The organism is Serratia sp. BIGb0234, assembly GCF_024809915.1.
In the GTDB taxonomy this organism is placed as follows: Bacteria; Pseudomonadota; Gammaproteobacteria; order Enterobacterales; family Enterobacteriaceae; genus Serratia; species Serratia liquefaciens.
The window spans coordinates 1-17,146 of the sequence record NZ_JANUEI010000017.1 but is presented as its reverse complement, the minus strand read 5'-3'; the positions used below and the strand labels follow the sequence as shown (position 1 = coordinate 17,146).

At 49.4% G+C, this 17,146-nt stretch carries 10 protein-coding genes, 10 pseudogenes and 1 other annotated feature; of the genes and pseudogenes, 13 read left to right on the top strand and 7 right to left on the bottom strand.

Annotated elements, in window-relative coordinates; genetic code table 11:
• Nucleotides 1-6: 6 nt before the first annotated feature.
• A complete protein-coding gene (locus M2407_RS25815) occupies nt 7-6,132 on the top strand; it encodes an SDR family NAD(P)-dependent oxidoreductase (RefSeq protein ID WP_259220210.1) in 6,126 nt (2,041 codons plus the stop codon).
• Nucleotides 6,133-6,173: 41 nt separating this feature from the next.
• Complete coding sequence (locus M2407_RS25810) at nt 6,174-7,634, top strand: NAD(P)/FAD-dependent oxidoreductase (RefSeq protein WP_259220209.1); 1,461 nt, start codon at nt 6,174-6,176, stop codon at nt 7,632-7,634.
• A gap of 99 nt (nt 7,635-7,733) precedes the next feature.
• Here M2407_RS25810 and M2407_RS25805 read toward each other — a convergent pair whose 3' ends face one another.
• Nucleotides 7,734-8,609: a hypothetical protein gene (locus M2407_RS25805; protein ID WP_259220208.1), complete on the bottom strand. Its 876-nt coding sequence runs from the start codon at nt 8,607-8,609 to the stop codon at nt 7,734-7,736.
• 216 nt (nt 8,610-8,825) lie between these two features.
• Nucleotides 8,826-9,116, bottom strand: a pseudogene (locus M2407_RS25800) (integrase core domain-containing protein); the annotation flags it as partial.
• Between the two features lie 97 nt (nt 9,117-9,213).
• On the opposite strand from M2407_RS25800, the pseudogene M2407_RS25795 reads away from it, so the two are divergent.
• The 7 genes and pseudogenes from M2407_RS25795 to M2407_RS25765 all read left to right on the top strand — a co-directional run.
• Nucleotides 9,214-9,882 (top strand): annotated as a pseudogene (locus M2407_RS25795) (recombinase family protein).
• Nucleotides 9,857-10,792: an Rpn family recombination-promoting nuclease/putative transposase gene (locus M2407_RS25790; protein ID WP_259220207.1), complete on the top strand. Its 936-nt coding sequence runs from the start codon at nt 9,857-9,859 to the stop codon at nt 10,790-10,792. The pseudogene M2407_RS25795 and the gene M2407_RS25790 overlap by 26 nt, the downstream one beginning before the upstream one ends.
• Nucleotides 10,793-10,820: 28 nt before the next feature.
• A pseudogene (locus M2407_RS25785) lies at nt 10,821-11,069 on the top strand (DUF2913 family protein); the annotation flags it as partial.
• Nucleotides 11,070-11,131: 62 nt separating this feature from the next.
• Nucleotides 11,132-11,638, top strand: a pseudogene (locus M2407_RS25780) (IS6 family transposase).
• 222 nt (nt 11,639-11,860) lie between these two features.
• Nucleotides 11,861-12,688, top strand: a pseudogene (locus M2407_RS25775) (ISNCY family transposase); the annotation flags it as partial.
• Between the two features lie 21 nt (nt 12,689-12,709).
• Entirely contained in the window at nt 12,710-13,282 is a 573-nt protein-coding gene (locus M2407_RS26270; protein ID WP_310445888.1) for a CPBP family intramembrane glutamic endopeptidase, read from the top strand.
• A gap of 86 nt (nt 13,283-13,368) precedes the next feature.
• A pseudogene (locus tag M2407_RS25765) lies at nt 13,369-13,503 on the top strand (AAA family ATPase); the annotation flags it as partial.
• A gap of 42 nt (nt 13,504-13,545) precedes the next feature.
• Here the strand turns inward: M2407_RS25765 and M2407_RS26265 are convergent.
• The 5 genes and pseudogenes from M2407_RS26265 to M2407_RS25740 all read right to left on the bottom strand — a co-directional run.
• Nucleotides 13,546-13,614 (bottom strand): hypothetical protein, encoded by a 69-nt coding sequence (locus M2407_RS26265; RefSeq protein ID WP_310445887.1) that lies wholly within the window; start codon nt 13,612-13,614, stop codon nt 13,546-13,548.
• A 28-nt stretch (nt 13,615-13,642) separates the two neighbouring features.
• On the bottom strand, nt 13,643-14,113 hold the full coding sequence (locus M2407_RS25755) for an RES family NAD+ phosphorylase (RefSeq protein ID WP_259220206.1): 471 nt from the start codon (nt 14,111-14,113) through the stop codon (nt 13,643-13,645).
• The gene (locus tag M2407_RS25750; RefSeq protein ID WP_259220205.1) at nt 14,110-14,553 is read right to left on the bottom strand and encodes an antitoxin Xre/MbcA/ParS toxin-binding domain-containing protein; all 444 of its coding nucleotides are present in this window, start codon (nt 14,551-14,553) and stop codon (nt 14,110-14,112) included. The genes M2407_RS25755 and M2407_RS25750 overlap by 4 nt, the downstream gene beginning before the upstream one ends.
• Before the next feature lie 220 nt (nt 14,554-14,773).
• A pseudogene (locus tag M2407_RS25745) lies at nt 14,774-14,968 on the bottom strand (DDE-type integrase/transposase/recombinase); the annotation flags it as partial.
• 53 nt (nt 14,969-15,021) lie between these two features.
• Nucleotides 15,022-15,192: pseudogene (locus tag M2407_RS25740) on the bottom strand (DDE-type integrase/transposase/recombinase); the annotation flags it as partial.
• A gap of 84 nt (nt 15,193-15,276) precedes the next feature.
• Here M2407_RS25740 and tnpA point away from each other — a divergent pair.
• The 4 genes and pseudogenes from tnpA to M2407_RS25720 form a co-directional block, all read left to right on the top strand.
• The gene (gene tnpA, locus M2407_RS25735; protein ID WP_259220204.1) at nt 15,277-15,693 is read left to right on the top strand and encodes an IS66-like element accessory protein TnpA; all 417 of its coding nucleotides are present in this window, start codon (nt 15,277-15,279) and stop codon (nt 15,691-15,693) included.
• The gene (gene tnpB, locus M2407_RS25730) at nt 15,690-16,040 is read left to right on the top strand and encodes an IS66 family insertion sequence element accessory protein TnpB (RefSeq protein ID WP_259220203.1); all 351 of its coding nucleotides are present in this window, start codon (nt 15,690-15,692) and stop codon (nt 16,038-16,040) included. The genes tnpA and tnpB overlap by 4 nt, the downstream gene beginning before the upstream one ends.
• A 30-nt stretch (nt 16,041-16,070) precedes the next feature.
• Nucleotides 16,071-16,232: pseudogene (locus M2407_RS25725) on the top strand (IS66 family transposase); the annotation flags it as partial.
• Between the two features lie 51 nt (nt 16,233-16,283).
• A pseudogene (locus M2407_RS25720) lies at nt 16,284-17,146 on the top strand (IS3 family transposase); the annotation flags it as partial.
• Nucleotides 16,592-16,708, top strand: a sequence feature (AL1L pseudoknot). Its footprint overlaps the pseudogene before it by 117 nt.

Genomic DNA, 17,146 nt, shown 5'->3' with positions numbered 1-17,146 from the left:
CTGAAAATGCCGGAGTATGAACTGGATGATGAGACGCCGCTGAGCGAGTTTGGCTTTGATTCCATCACCATGACGTCATTCAGCCATCTTCTCAACCAGCGTTATGGATTAAACCTGAACGCCACCGTGCTGTATGAGGCTCCTACGATTGCCGCGCTGGCAGGCTACCTGCAGCAGGAGCAGCCTGCGTTTGTGGCCTCCCTGGCAGCAGAGGCACCACAACCGGCAGCACAGCCTACCCCACTGTCAGTGTCAGCATTGCCGACACCGCAGGCAAACCTTACAGAGCCGGCGCGGCCCGTGACAGCAGCGGCAGGAAATCCGGTGGTGAGCACGGTGGTTGAAGCGACCCTGCGCGGATTGATTGCCGAGCACCTGAAAATGCCGGAGTATGAACTGGATGATGAGACGCCGCTGAGCGAGTTTGGCTTTGATTCCATCACCATGACGTCATTCAGCCATCTTCTCAATCAGCGCTACGGACTAAACCTGAACGCCACCGTGCTGTATGAGGCTCCTACGATTGCCGCGCTGGCAGGCTATCTGCAGCAGGAGCAGCCTGCGTTTGTGGCCTCCCTGGCAGCAGAGGGACCACTGCCTGTCTCACCGGCAGCGTCAGTATCACCGACACCGCAGGTAAACCTTACAGCGCCGGCGCGGCCCGTCACAGCAGCGGCAGGAAATCCGGTGGTGAGCACGGTGGTTGAAGCGACCCTGCGTGGATTGATTGCTGAACACCTGAAAATGCCGGAGCATGAACTGGATGATGAGACGCCGCTGAGCGAGTTTGGTTTTGATTCCATCACCATGACGTCATTCAGCCATCTTCTCAATCAACGTTACGGACTAAACCTGAATGCCACCGTGCTGTATGAGGCTCCCACGATTGCCGCGCTGGCAGGCTACCTGCAGCAGGAGCAGCCCGGGCTTATAGCATCGCTGGCTGCAACGGGCGATCTCCCCCCCCCTGAGACGGAGTCCGCAGCATCGGGTTTACCCTCCCCGGCAGTGTCAAAGGAAGGTGACACACACATCGGGCCCACTTCAGCGCAAGCTTCTTACCCAAATAATGAGCCCATTGCAATTATAGGAATGAGTGGATGTTTTCCTCTTTCCAACGATATTGATGCTTTGTGGGAAAATCTTCTCGCTGGGCGCGATTGTATTCGGGAGCTTCCCCCAGAACGATGGGGAGCAAATCCGTCCCCAGCGCTTAAGCATGCCGGCGTCATTGATGGACTTGAGTTTTTTGACCCCTTGTTCTTTGGTATATCACCGCGTGAGGCCAAGTCATTAGATCCTTATCAACGGTTATTAATGCAGACAGTCTATAACGTTATTGAGGAAGCCGGTTATTCCGTGGGCTCATTATCAGGTTCTAACACGGCATTATTAGTCGCTACTTACAGTAGCGGTTATCGTCAACTGCAAGCGCTGGCTGGTGAGCCTGTTGAAAGCTATAGCATTACCAGTATCGTCAGCTCAATGGGCCCCAACAGAATGAGCCATTGGCTAAACTGGCACGGCCCAAGTGAACCCATTGAAACAGCCTGCTCCAGCTCGTTGGTGGGGATCCACCGAGCAGTACAGTTGTTGCGTAATGGTGAATGCGATCAGGCCGTGGTAGGGGGGGTAAATGCCTTGGTCACAATGGATATGCATGAAAGTCTTACGCTGGCAGGATTCCTGAGTCCAACGGGGAAATGTCGGGCTTTCTCCGCCAATGTGGATGGCTATGTTCGTTCTGAGGGCGCCGGTATGTTGTTTTTAAAACCCCTTGCTGCCGCTGAACGTGATGGTGACCATATATACGGCCTGATAAAAGGAAGTGGTGTAAATCATGGAGGGCGCTCAAGTTCATTAACGACGCCTAATGCCAAAGCGCAAACGGACCTGATTGAACGCACGTTACGACATTCAGGCATTACGCCTGACACAATCAGTTATATCGAGGCACATGCGACCGGTACACCGGTCGGTGATCCTATCGAGTGTAAAGCGCTGAAAGATGCATTTACCGCGCTTGATGACGGTAAAATCAACCTGTCTCATCGGTGTGGATTAGGCTCGATAAAAAGCAATATTGGGCACCTTGAAGTGGCTGCTGGCGTTGCCGGGGTTATAAAAGTGTTGTTACAGCTACGACATCGTAAACTCGTACCCAGCATAAACAGTCAACCTTGTAACCCCAAGATAGATTTCGCGAACAGCCCATTTTATGTTGTAACGGAAACACAGGATTGGATAGCGCAGAAAGATCAGGATGGCCGCAGCCTGCCTCTCAGAGCCTGTGTCAATTCTTTTGGGTTTGGCGGCGTAAATGCCCATGTAATAGTAGAAGAATATGTCTCAGAACAGGACAATAAAAGCCTGTCTGAGTGCGCGGAGCCCGTGGTGTTAGTGCTCTCTGCCCGGAACGAAGAAGGTCTTCGTCTGCGTGCGCAACAATTATGTCAGGTCATGCGGGAAGGCACGGTTGATCTCAGGGCATTGGCTTATACGCTGCAAGTGGGGCGTGATGCCATGAAGGCGCGCTTGGCTATTGTGGTCAACTCACAGAATGAGGCCATCCAAAAGCTGTTATCCTTTGTCAGTAACGGGCGTGATGAAAATAACGGTTATTATAATCTGTTAAAATCATTATCACCCCATGCTGAAAAGGAGAAAGTGCTCCCGGCGTATCCGTCTGATATCCCGGCGTTATCACGGCTGGCACAATCCTGGGTTCAGGGCGAAATGATCGACTGGGTTGCATTATATCCCGGAAAGAAACCACTGCGCCTTAGCTTACCCACTTATCCCTTTGCAAAAGTATCTCATTGGATACCTGCAAAAATAACGAATACCCCGGCAGTATCTCCTTTTCAATCTGCAGAACTGCAGCCAGGTGAAACCTGCTCACAAGATTACAGCTATACTGTTCAGATAACAGGGGGTGAGTCTTGGCTAGGTCTCTTGAGACGACAAGACATCCCACAAATGCCCTGCTCGGTACAACTTGAATGGGTACGATCCGCGGTCTGCGTCTTGATGGAGAAAGAGACCGCCGTCACTCTGGAGCAAGTCCTTTGGCTGGCCCCGCTGAAGGCCACTGCCCCACAAAATATTCGCATTCACTTCAAGTCGGAAGGCGAGGGGCGTTTCCGCTACGAGATCCGTACCGAAAATACAAAAGACGAACAAACGATCCATGGAAGAGGATTAGTCTATCAAAATAATCCAGCGGCATTGGCTCCGCAGCCCCTCTCTATTACAACATTACGCAGCAGTAACGCCCTGAGTGTGGTTCATGGCGATGAATATTATCGGCGACTGCAGCAAACCGGCATGGTGTACAGTCAGCAGGCGCAAGTCACTAGATCCTATGAAATTGGCGAGCACTGTCTCTTGGGCCGATTGAGTAAACCCAAAAATAATGATTTAGAGGGATTATTGGCCAGGCTGGAAAACGGTCTTATGTTGGCTGGATTACTGGAAAAAGGGTGGGGAGATAAAGCGCTTTTGGCCCTGAGTTCTGCTTCTTTCTGGCAGCCGCTTCCTGATGAGGACGTTGTTGTATGGTGCCGACCGGCAAGGGAGAGTAATAAAATCATGCCGGCCTGGGATATCCAAATAGCGGATGATATCGGCAATGTACTGATTGAATTTAGCGGGGTAACATTCCGACCTTCAGAACCCTCTGGCGATGAGCATTCAGCGCGCCAAAAACAGAATGCCATTTTACCTCATTCAGACAATGCAACAGAGTTGTTATCCGCTGTACCGTATTGGCGCACTTTTTCTGCTAACTTGCTTGATTCACCCTGGCCTGATAGTGGTCCCTCGGTGCTATGGCTAAGTCATGAGTTTGAACATGACGATGAAAATAGGCTTTGTCAGCGTTTTCTCCTCTCTCAAGAATTGGAGCATCTGATTTGGGAGGTCTCTCCAGGTAACGCTAAAAATGCGATTTATGGTTTTCGTCTCTTAAAATCACTACTCGCCGTCGGGTGGGGGAGCAAATCCTTAAAATTAACCCTCATAACCCGACAGGCACAAGCGCTAGGGAAGCATGAAAGTTCCGATCCACACCAAGCAACACTTTTTGGACTCATGGGGTCAGCATCCAAGGAGTACCCGCATTGGCATATCCGATTGCTGGATATCCCTTTACGGCAATCATTATGGTTCACGGAGTGGCAGAATATCCCCCCAGATCCTCGCGGATGGCCTCAGCTTTGGCGACATGGGAAGTGGTATCAGCGTAGTCTGTTACCCTGTAAATTGGCCTCAACCGGAACGGCAACAGGCTTTCGTCAACATGGTGTCGTTGTGATCTTGGGGGGCGCGGGAGGGGTTGGCAAAGCGTTTAGCGAATATTTAATCAGGCGTGCTAATACTCAGGTTATCTGGTTGGGACGTCGTGCAGAAGATGCGACTATATCGCAATATTGCCATGATTTAGGGCGGTTAGGACCAGCGCCGCTTTATCTTCAGGCTGATGCAACGGATAAGCAACAACTTGAACATGCCTATGCCGAAATTATATCCCGCTATGGGACGATTAATGGAATTGTTCATTCGGCCATTGTTTTGGCCGACCGCAGTTTGGCACTCATGGATGAGGATACCTTTGATACAGCATTAACGGCTAAAACCTTAACAACGATAAATCTTGAGGCAGTGTTTGGTCAGCCCACGCTGGATTTTTTTATTTTTTTCTCATCAATCCAGAGCTTTGCCATTTGGCCAGGTCAAAGTAATTATTCGGCAGGGTGCTATTTCACGGATGCTTTTGCACATGAGTTACGTTCTCGTCCCTATGCCACAAAGGTGATCAATTGGGGATACTGGGGGAGTGTAGGTATTGTAGCAACAGAGAAATATCGGGCCAGTATGGCCAAACAGGGCATTGGCTCCGTTGAATATGAGGAGGCTATGCCGGAACTTGAGCGTTTTTCAGTTTCTCCGATAGGACAAATGGCGTGCGCAAAACTGTCTGTGACGTTACAACACTCTGGGGTCGCGGTAACCTCACAAGAGCATGTACATATCACTCCAGCCACCCATCCTGTCAACCTCCCTCATCTTGCCAAAATCTCCTGTCCCAAGTCGATTGTTGCGCACTTACACGCCGTCGAAGATGAGCTGGCATATCAACTATGGTCGACACTGAGTGAGATGGCGTGGATGTCGGCGCCACCATCCGTTCCTGCGTGCTATCGGGCATGGTTAAATGAGTCTTTACGTTTATTACGACTCTCCGGGATTTTGTTTGAAGATACGGCGCCATCGGTGCAAACACAATGGCAACGTTGGCAAGGGATATGTCAGCGGCCAGAGATCAATACTGTTTTAAATCCACAGCTCACATTACTCACAAGTACATTGAGGCGCCTGCCCGAAATATTGCTTGGACAGGTACCCGCGACGGAGGTCATCTTCCCCAACGGTGGGTTTGAATTGGTTGAACCCATCTATAATGGCAATGTGATTGTGGATGCCTTTAACGCTCAACTCGGTGAGCAAGTAGAAAATTATATTCATGCACGCTTGAAACAAGATCCTGATGCGACGTTTAAAATACTCGAAGTGGGTGCAGGGACTGGAGGGACCAGCAAAGAGGTCTTCGCCCGGCTAGCCCCATACAATAATAATATAGAAGAGTATTGCTTCACTGATTTGTCGACGGCGTTTCTTCTCAATGCCCAAAGTAAATATACGCATTCAGTAAGTGGACTGAGAACAAAACGATTAAATATTGAAGTAAGCCCAGTCACCCAACACTTCGATATAGGGGCGTATGATATTGTCATCGCATCCAACGTAGTGCATGCCACTCGAAATATTCAACAGACACTCAATAACATTAAGATTCTGTTAAAACAGAATGGATTGTTACTGTTAAATGAACTGGCAAAAACCAGCCTTTTCGCTCACTTAACATTTGGACTTCTGGATGGTTGGTGGCTCTCCGAAGATAAACAGACACGCACAATCGGCGGGCCGGGGTTGTCATCAACACAATGGAAGACCCATTTAATACAGTCAGGCTTTAATAATGTGTTTACATCAGATAATGATGAACAAGCCCTGGGGTTTCAGGTGATATCTGCAAACAGCGATGGTGTTGTTGTTTTAGGCGAAAAGTAAAAAACATAAATAATGGTTATAGATATTCAGCGAGGTGTTTTATGAGTGAACCTATTGGCGAGCGTAGAAAAGTCATCATTATCGGTGCTGGAATGTCAGGGGTGTTAACGGCAATAAAATTGCGTTCGCAAGGGATCACGGATTTTATGATACTGGAAATGGCGGACAAAATAGGGGGTACCTGGCGCGATAATACTTATCCCGGGCTTACCTGCGACGTGCCTGCACAAGCTTACTCCTATGAATTTGAACCATCATGGAAATGGGAAAAGCTGTATGCGACAGGAGGGGAAATATACGCCTATATAGAGCACTGTGTTAAAAAATATGCCATTTCCTCTCATATTCACTATGGAAAAAGGGTGGGTCATTTAAGCCAGGTTGAAAATGGATGGAAAATCACGGCTGAAGATAACACACAATACCTCGCTGATGTCGTTATTTTATGTTGTGGGAGTTTGGTTTATCCTAAAGCCCCTGATATAGCAGGTATCAATGAATTTACAGGACCCTGTTTTCATAGTGCACGCTGGGATCATGATGTGTGCATGACCGATAAACGCGTTGGCCTCATAGGAACTGGATCCAGTGCAGTACAAATAACCAGTGATTTAGCGGGGAGTACCGCGCATTATGCATTATTTCAGCGAACCCCTGCATGGATATCACTAGGCTTTCAGTTGGTGCGTCCAGAATGGCTTCGGTACTTAGAGAGAAAATTTATTTATATTGCGAAGCTGAGTGGGAAGATGCAGAGGAAGCTATTGGAAAAGTTATTTTTAAATGCTGTTTCCGGTCAACAGATACCCATGAAGATTATTGAATGGTTATGTAAAAAAAACCTCGACAAGGTGAGCGACTTGACGCTCAAACAACGATTGACACCGAGTTATAATATAGGCTGTAAACGCTTGATCGTTTCTGACAATTTTTATGACGCAATACAACGACCCAGGACGACATTAGTCACGTCTGGAATAGAAAGAGTGACTTCAAACGGTATTTATACTCAGGATGGTCAGTTTCATGAACTCGATGTTTTAATTATGGCTACCGGGTTTTATGCAATGGACTATTTGAGGGGGATGGTCATTGAAAACCAAAAGGGTGAAACCTTAAATGAGAAATGGGCTAATGGGGCCTTTGCGCATCGTTCTGTTTCTATCGCAGGTTATCCCAACCTTTTTATGATAGCCGGTCCCCACAGCCCCTATGGCAACCTGCCCGTGACACAAATAGCAGAAATACAAGTGGATTATTTATTGGCGCTTATCGGTGAAGTTATAACGGGTAAGGTGGGGAGTATTTGCGCCAAAGAAGTTGCGCAAAATAAATACAATGAAAAAATAAAGGCTGCACTACCCTATACTCTGTGGGCCAGCGGGTGCACCAACTGGTATCTTGATGCGAATAACTCGCCCCGGGTTTATCCTTTTTCACCAAGAGAGTTCAGAAATGAAATGAAGACAGTAAATTTTGATGAGTATCATTTATCCAATTGATATTAAATGAATTACTGGTGCGAGGTGTGAGGGGTCATAGCAGCAAGGAGCCTGCAGTGCTGTCTCACTCTGTAAGTCCCTTGCGTAAAGTGAAACTCTCTATGGTTCTGTGGGTAATATCAGTTCGAGCTGGTTTATTAGCGTGGCTATCTCTTCTTTATCACGATAAACCAGAATGTCACACTGTATCAAGGGGGGGGGAGTTTGCTTTAATATTACACTGAATTTTAATTCCGTATCGGCACTCATCAATTTTTCCGCTGATAATTGCGTGTCATTTACGTAAAATCGAATGCCGGGGCCATAAATGTTCTTGAGTAACTCACCCGTGGCCTGAAAAGCCGTTTGTGAAATGATGGCTACTGGCCAACATGGATAGTTGGCAAAATGACCGGTGCATTGTTGAGGTGATAAAGGGCCAGCAATTGCATCAAGTCCTCTTTCATGGAACTCTAGGCTATGTAATGAAACAGGATATCGATAAGGTGAGTCTGGTGATGTAGACAATATCTCGCTGGCATAATGTTTGAAAGTACGTTGGAATAGTGCAGGTGAAAGAATGACATACTCGCAATGTAATTCCGCTATGGGGCTATTCCCCCATGCCTGAGCGGAAATTTTCAGAGTCCGCTTATCCATATCTACGACCTGAGCACTCGCATATAACATTTCCTGGCGTAGGGTATGTTTTTCCGATTTGCGAATAAAATGCGCCTTTGTTGCCAAATAGTAGCTTTCTGGCCCGCTGTGCAGTGCGACTGCAGTACAGCTTCCTAATATGGCCAGGTGCCTCCCCAGTTCTCCTGCTGTAATAGAGCCCGCTTCGTATAGGAGTGGCTGTTCAGAGGTAAATGAACCAACCAACGATTCTCCCTCTTGCCAGAGTTGTTGGAAAGCAAAGTAGGGGTTTTGTACCTTAATTCGTTGAGTTATTTCATTAATGTCAAGGAGATTCGCTCGTTTTTCTCTGCTCATAGATACCTAGCCTATTTAATTAAATGATAACCAAAAAAGTTGTCCATTAATCATAGAACTACTATGGCGGATGCACACTGTTATATAGCTTAAAAAATCAGGGAGTCGCAGACGCCCATCATACGACTCCCCATTGCCATTCGACTATGTTTATAATAGTCGAATTATATAAAGTGAACCGCCCCGGTTTTCTTGGAGAGTTTTTAGTCCGGAAACTCAGGCTGCCAGATCATTATTTGTACTGGAAGCATAATAGGCTTTTTCGGCTTCTACCGGTGGTATGTGTCCTAGCCGTTCCAACAGTCTTCGATTGTTGAACCAGTCCACCCACGCCAGTGTCGCAAGCTCCACTTCTGCGTGGTTTTTCCAGCTCTTACGGTGTATGACTTCCGCTTTGTAAAGGCCATTGATACTCTCGGCCAGGGCATTATCGTAAGAGTCGCCTGTGCTGCCTGTCGATGCCAACAGCTCCGCCTCCTTCAACCGCTGGGTGTACCTTTGTGAGATCTAGGATAATTTGCCCAAATCAAGTATCACAGAACTTGATTTCGTAAATTTGATACGCAAAAATCTCATCATCTAATATCTATTGGGATTAAATCGTATGGCTTTCGTAGGTTACGCGCGTGTATCGACGACAGACCAGGATCTGACAAACCAGATTGCGGTGTTAACTTCAGCCGGCTGCCGTAAAATTTTCTCAGAGAAAATGACCGGAACCAGGAAAGAAGGGCGCCAGGCACTCGATGACTGCCTCGACTACCTGCGGGAAGGTGATACGTTGGTGATCACCCGTATCGACCGTCTGTCACGCAGCCTGCGCGATTTACAAAATCTGGTTCATGAGCTTGAAGGGCAAAACATCAAGCTCAGGGCGACAGAGCAGGCCATCGATACCTCTTCCGCTTCCGGCAAAGCTTTCCTCGATATGTTGGGCGTCTTTGCCGAGTTCGAGACACGCCTGCGCCAGGAACGCCAGCGGGAAGGCATTGCCCAGGCAAAAGCCAAGGGGGCATATAAAGAAGAAAACCCACCGCTCAGGCGAAAGCGCAGCAGGTCATTGAATTGACGCTGGCCGGACTCACCCGCGAAGCAGTTGCTGACCGTCTGGGCATTGGCAGGGCCAGCGTCTACCGAATATTAAAAACCTGGCGGCAGCAACATCCCGACGCTATTCTGCCCGGAGAGCGGGTAAAGCCTTCGCTCAGCCATAGTGAGCCGGTGACCCGAACATGTTACGATAGCCCATGAAAAAAAATCCAACGCCCCATGATGCAACTTTCCGGCAATTTCTGACGCAACCCGAAATTGCGCGTGACTTCATGGAGATCCATCTGCCAGCCGAACTGCGGGCCATCTGCGACCTCAGTACGCTGAAGCTGGAGTCCGGCTCCTTTGTCGAAGATGACCTGCGCCAGTATTTCAGCGACGTGCTCTACAGCCTGAAAACCACCACCGGCGCTGACGGTTACGTGATGGTACTTATCGAACACCAATCGAGTCCTGATAAGCACATGGCGTTTCGCCTCATCAGATATGCCATAGCCGCCATGCAGCGACATCTCGAGGCAGGCCACAAAAAGCTGCCGCTGGTCATTCCGGTACTTTTCTATACCGGCAAACGCAGTCCGTATCCGTATTCCACCAACTGGCTGCAGGAGTTTGATGACCCGGCGCTGGCAGGGAAACTCTACAGCAGTGCTTTTCCGCTGGTTGATGTGACCGTCATTCCCGACGAAGAGATTATGGGCCACCGCAGCATGGCCGCACTGACCCTGCTGCAGAAACATATTCGCCAGCGCGACCTGGCAGAGCTCACGGACAGACTGTCCGCCATTCTGCTGGCCGGCTATCTGTCTTCGCCACAGGTCATTTCGCTGATACACTATATGCTCCAGGCAGGGGAGTCGGCGAATGCGCAAGCGTTTGTTCGCGAACTGGCTCTGCGGGTACCGCAACATGAGGATGAACTGATGACCATCGCACAACAGCTTGAACAAAAAGGTATCGAGAAGGGTATCCAGTTGGGTGAACAGCGCGGTATTGAAAAAGGGCGCCATGAAGGCAAACTCGAAGGCAAACTCGAAGTTGCCCGCACTATGCTGGCCAGCGGTCTCGATCGCGATTCGGTCATGAAGATGACCGGTCTGACCGCTGACGACCTGGCGCAGATCCGCCACTAATCTTTCGCTTCGACGGGCAGGGTAGCCATTGTCAGATATAACCGAATCCGTTACCACAGAGAACACCACCTCTGCGCTCAGCCATCTGGCGTTCTGCGCCCTGGTGGCGCTGGGGCTGGCGCGCCAGGACGGTATCGCCGGCACGCCCTATGCCGAAAACCTGTTTCTGATCCGCTGGCTGGCCACCGCCCAAAAGCAAAAACGCTTCTCCAGGAGCGTCGCGATTGACATCCAGTGGTTACTCGAACGTGGCCGCAAACACGGCCCGGCTGGCAAACGGTTGTGTCGCATAAAGGCGGCGTCAGGTAACATACTGTTTTTTTGTGATGTTGCCTGACGATGCGTCTGATCCGAAACGCCTTCAAACGCTTGCATTATCCCGTCGATGTTATTGCTCAGTGTGTCCGATGGTATCTGGCTTATTCCCTGAGCCTGCGCAATATCGAAGAGATGATGGCTGAGCGTGGGGTTGTCGTTGACCATTCGACGCTTCACCGCTGGGTCATCCGCCTGGTACCGTTACTGGATAAAGCCTTTCGTCGGCGTAAACGCACAGTGGGTCGCCGGTGGCGAATGGATGAAACCTACATAAAAATCAAAGGCCAGTGGAAATATCTGTAACTTGCTGTCGATACTTCAGGTCAGACGATCGACTTCCTGTTGACCGCCAGACGTGACGCTGCGGCTGCCTTGCGCTTCTTTCGCAAAGCCATAAAATCATTCCGGCGTGCACAAACGATACTGGCAGGCATTGAGTTAATCCACATGATACGGAAAGGGCAGTTTCAGCATCCGCAAAGTGAGGGATTGTTACCGGCAGAGCAATTTTACGTGTTGGCCGCCTGAAAAACAGGCAGCGCAACTTTTGCTGGTCTATGGCCGTTAATGCGACACAACCCAAAATCAACGCAAAACCCAAATCATTGATTTATTTAACATAATCAGTATTATGCGCACCAAGGTTGTCAGTCCAAAGCGATAATGTCGTGTTTTACCAAAGTTAAAATGTCGCCTTTCGGTTAGTCTGTTTTTACAGGCAGACAATCCGGAGCGTCTATGTTGGTGACCATGAGCCAGAAAGAACTGAACCGTATTCCCGTGCTGCAGCAAGTCTGCGACAAACTCCTGACACAATCAGCTGCAGCAAAACTGCTGAACCTCAGCGTTCGTCAGCTCCAGCGAGTTCTTGTCAGGTATTTGTCGTACGGCGCAACCGGCATCGCCTCGCGTAAACGCGGAATGCCGGCAAATAACCGCGCTCCGGATGATCTCAAGCTGCAAGTGCTGGCGTTGCTACGTGAAAAATACAGCGACTTCGGACCTACATTGGCCACAGAAAAGCTGAGCGAACGCCACCAGATAATGATCTCAACTGAAACCGTGCGCCACTGGATGATTGCTGATGGCCTCTGGGTTCCACACGCTCGGCGTAAAGCACGTGTTTATCAGCCCCGGTATCGCCGCGACTGTCTTGGCGAACTCATTCAAATCGACGGCTCTCACCATGATTGGTTTGAAGGCCGTGCATCAAAATGCTGCCTGTTGGTTTATATCGATGATGCGACCGGCCGGCTAATGCACCTGCGGTTCTGTGAAACAGAATCGGCTTTCGATTACATGCTGGCAACGCGGGAATATATTGATGAACATGGTAAACCCGTGGCGTTCTACAGTGATAAGCATGCCGTTTTTCGCGTCAGCCAGGCTGAATCTCGCCGCACCGGCACCACGCAGTTTGGGCGCGTTCTGCATGACCTGAACATCGAGCTCATCTGTGCCAATAGTTCGCAGGCCAAAGGCCGCGTTGAGCGTGCCAACCTGACACTCCAGGACCGATTAATCAAAGAGATGCGACTCGAGAGTATCAGCAGTATCGAAGAAGCCAATGTCTGGTTGGTTGGATTAACTTTTTACCCTATGATAATCCCGGATAAGGTTGCACTCTTAGAGTCTGGACTCTTACTGCCTATCCTATACACCCTCGAGTTTTTCATTATTACGCCACTGTATGTAATTTACTTTAGAAAGCTAGACGATATGGGGTTGGGGCATTTTAGTTTTCGCCAGTTTTTTGTATTTATTTTCCTGATCCTGCTTGTTCAACTCGCGGGAGCCTATATTCTGGATATCAGGAAAGCAGAAAACTGGATGATGGAGCAAGAGTCCGTCAAAGGGGGATTGTTTTGGCTGAATTTTTTCCTGTTAGTGTTCATTGTTCCGATTTATGAGGAACTGGTATTCAGAGGGTGTTTGCTTACAGCAATTATCACATTTAGTAGAGGAAATATTTATATAGCATCGTTGGTTACCTCTGTCCTGTTTGCTATGTTGCATACACAATACACTGATATCAGATCATTAATCATCCTTTTCCTTGTTTCAATCATCTTGATTTCAGTGCGGATAATATCAAGGGGTGTGATGATGCCGGTATTATTACACATGACAATGAATGGTTGTGTTATGGGGTTAGCTTATTATTTTATGTGATGACCGTCGTAATTTCTCATTGAGAGGATTTGTCATTTTTAGAAGACGAGTACACCAGTTCACGGGGCCGACCGCCTGGTGTGCCGCCGATCCTGACCGAGGATGCTATTGACCTTCTGGCGACGAAATTACGTACGCCGCTACAAGTACAACAACATATAACCCTGGCACTGGAAGCCGGTTATCTCACCGGTGAACGCCCCATCACGGCAGAGCTGGTGACAGCGTGTTGTCCCGGTAGCTCCCGTCCGCACGGCTCTGCATCAGCTCAGTCGCCGGTACCGGACGCTGAACCCCTGTTGGCAGGCGTTGTGCCCCAGCGCGCATCCCATGTAGGTTTTCCCGCAGCCGCAGGGCCCGTTATTTACGATCTGGTTTTAGCCGACTATCAAACTGGAACGGAATAGCCTCAGCCTTCTGAATGATCCCGTAAATATCCGAGTGTTCAGGATTTAACAGGTAGTTATACTCCACTGGCGATAGAGCACTGGGTACACGCAGCGCTATCGAATCTTTGGAAAAGCACCAGGCATCGCCGTATACGGCCAGTTCTGGCGGCGCGTCTTCATCGGCCCAGTTTTTTGGCAGCTCATCCATATCAGCGCTCTGAATCTGGTCATCTGGTACATCAATGCGCAATAAAGTGAAATACTCCAGGATCTGAGCCGCATGCAGATGAACCAGTGTCTCCAGCATGGTAAGCGATGCTGTTTCTGATACATAAACCATCGGGACGCCAACACTATTCCATCGACCTCCAGCCTCCTTTGCTCCGTATCCCGTCCAGGCTGCAGAAAGATATTTTGTCTTTGTCAGCCGATAGAGGATCAAGAGTACACCCCATGCTCCAGACGTGTGATCAATTTAATGACCTCGTAAGCCCCAGTTTCGGATGCCATCAGTTCCGCCGGGGCTTTCCAACTTAGTGCCCTGTTTGGCTCATTCAACCATTTTTGAGCCTCTTGCTTGTCACCTTCAAACAACTCTACCGCCCGATCAATAACGCGGATAATGCGAACCAGTCGTTCGCTTTGCTCGGCACTGAATCGCGCTTTCACGCTGCGACTAAACGTCGTTGATGGAATGCCGGACATTTTGCGCAGATCGTTTTGTGTTATCTTCGCCCAGTCAACGATCAGGTTAGCAACCTTGCCATCAAGACCTTCACTAATCTGCCCTAGCAGCGCCACACCATCTGAATTGTTTAACCCGGCCACCTGCCATAAACGGGGCGGTCTGACCTGAGTTGTGGATAAGCTAAATGTTTTCATAACACCTCCATTTGGAGGTGTTAGTATAACCATTTGGTTGCTTTGGCGCAAATATTAGCCTCTTAACCGTCATTTGGGTTTCGTTACTCCCCAAACCCCTTTGCTCTACTTTCCGGTGTATTTTATGAGGAGTGATTGAAACAAAAAAACTTCGTTAACTTATATGAGGGTTGTGTCGCATTAACGGCCATAGACCAGCAAAAGTTGCGCGGCCTGTTTTTCAGGCGGCCAACACGTAAAATTGCTCTGCCGGTGACAATCCATCACTTTGCGGATGCTGAAACTGCCCTTTCCGTATCATGTGGATTAACTCAATGCCTGCCAGTATCGTTTGTGCTCGCCGGAATGATTTGAACCCCAGCATCGGTCGAGTTCGCCGTTTGATATTTCGATGATCCTGTTCCACCAGGTTGTTCGGCTCTGTCGCATTAGCGTAGGCAAGTCAGCAAACATTGCGCTGCCGATATTTTAGGCAGCCAACAGATAAAATTGTTCCGCCGGTGATAAATGCTCTCCGGCGGGATGCTGATATTGCCCTTTACGTATCATATGCACTAACTCAATGCCCGCCAGTATCGTCTGCGCTCGCCGGAATGATTTGAACCCCAGCATCGGCCGTATTCGCCGTTTGATATTCCGTAAGCGTCAACTCAGTGCCGTATGTAGTCAATTGGACTGTCCTGATAACGTAGACGCCCACCTAAATTAGACGGGCACCTCACTATGGGATCTCAACCCTGGCGTACTGAACCACGGAAAAATTATACAAATGACTTTAAACTTCGCATGGTCGAGCTGGCTTCTCAGCCCGGAGCCAGCGTTGCTCAGATTGCCCGCGAATACGGCATCAATGACAATGTCATCTTCAAATGGTTACGGCTCTGGCAGAACGAAGGCCGCATATCACTTCGTCTCCCCGCAACGATCGCACACGCTTCATCACCGGCGCTACTGCCTGTTGAAGTGATATCTGCCCCTGCACAATTAGATGATAAAAGCGCCGCAACCTGTCAGCACTCTTCGCTGAACGCCACCTCCTGCCATGTGGAGTTCAATCATGGCAAAATGACGCTGGATAACCCGTCACCAGAACTGCTGGCAGTGCTGATCCGCGAGCTGACCGGGAGAACGATGAAATGATAAGCATCCCGTCAGGCACCCGTATCTGGCTGGTTGCCGGTGTCACGGATATGCGAAAGTCGTTCAACGGTCTGGGCGAGCTGATACAGCACGCTATCGAAGAAAATCCCTTCTCCGGCCATCTGTTCATCTTCCGTGGCCGCCGTGGCGATATGGTTAAAATCCTCTGGGCGGATGCGGACGGTCTGTGCCTGTTTACCAAGCGTCTCGAAGAAGGTCAGTTCGTCTGGCCTGCCGTTCGTGATGGAAAAATCGCCATAACCCGCTCACAGCTTGCCATGCTCCTCGATAAACTGGACTGGCGGCAGCCGAAAACATCACGCCTTAACTCACTGACAATGTTGTAAAAACACCATGACCACATTATAACAGTGGTCATGGAACACGATTATCTCACCCGCATCGCAGCACTTGAAGAAGAGCTCCGACAGAAAAATATCAAACTCAGCCTCGTGGATGAGACTGAGTTCCTCCTGCGCTCGGCGCTGGCCCGTGCAGAAGAAAAGATAGAAAACGAAGAGCGGGAAATAGAACATCTGAACCGTACCGGGTTTCTTGGAGACTAAACTCTCAATGAAAGGAGACCCAAAATGAAAACACAATCCGCCAAACGCTATCCCCCTGAGCTGCGTGAGCGCGCAGTCAGAATGTTGTTGGAACACCGTGATGAATATGACTCTGAGCCAGATGCCATTCGTGCCATATCCTCAAAAATCGGGTGCCATTACGACACGCTACGCGCCTGGTTGCGTCAGCATAAAAATGATGTCCGTGGTGGTGCCAGCCCGGTAAGCTCGGATGTTGGCGAGCTGAGCACCAATGAACGTCAGCGTTTAAAAGAACTGGAACGTGAGAATCGGGAGCTACGCCGCAGCAATGACATATTGCGCCAGGCCTCTGCTTATTTTGCGCAGGCGGAGCTCGACCGCCACTGGAAAAAATAATGCCACTTATGCAACGCCTGAGTGGTACACACGGGGTCGGGCCGGTATGTCGCGAGCTGGATATTGCCCCGTCGACATACTACTGGCATCAACAACGCCAGCTACATCCTGAAAAATGCAGCCAACGAGAAAAGTATGATGCTCAAATCAGCCAGGAGATAAAACGCGTTTACGAAGAAAATTACAGTGTCTATGGAGCGCGAAAAGTCTGGCGTCAGTTACTTCGCGAGGGCTTTAGCGTTGCCCGGTGTACGGTTGAACGTCTGATGAAAATAATCGGTCTTAGGGGCGTACTCCGCGGCAAAGCCATCAAGACCACAGTCGGTCGCAAAACAGCGACCGCTGCGGATCTGGTAAACCGTCAGTTCGTGGCAGAACGTCCCAATCAGCTTTGGTGTGCAGATTTTACGTACGTCAGCACCTGGCAGGGCTTCGCGTATGTGGCGTTCATCATCGATGTGTTCGCCGGCACGATCGTTGGCTGGCGGGTCTCATCGTCGATGGAAGCA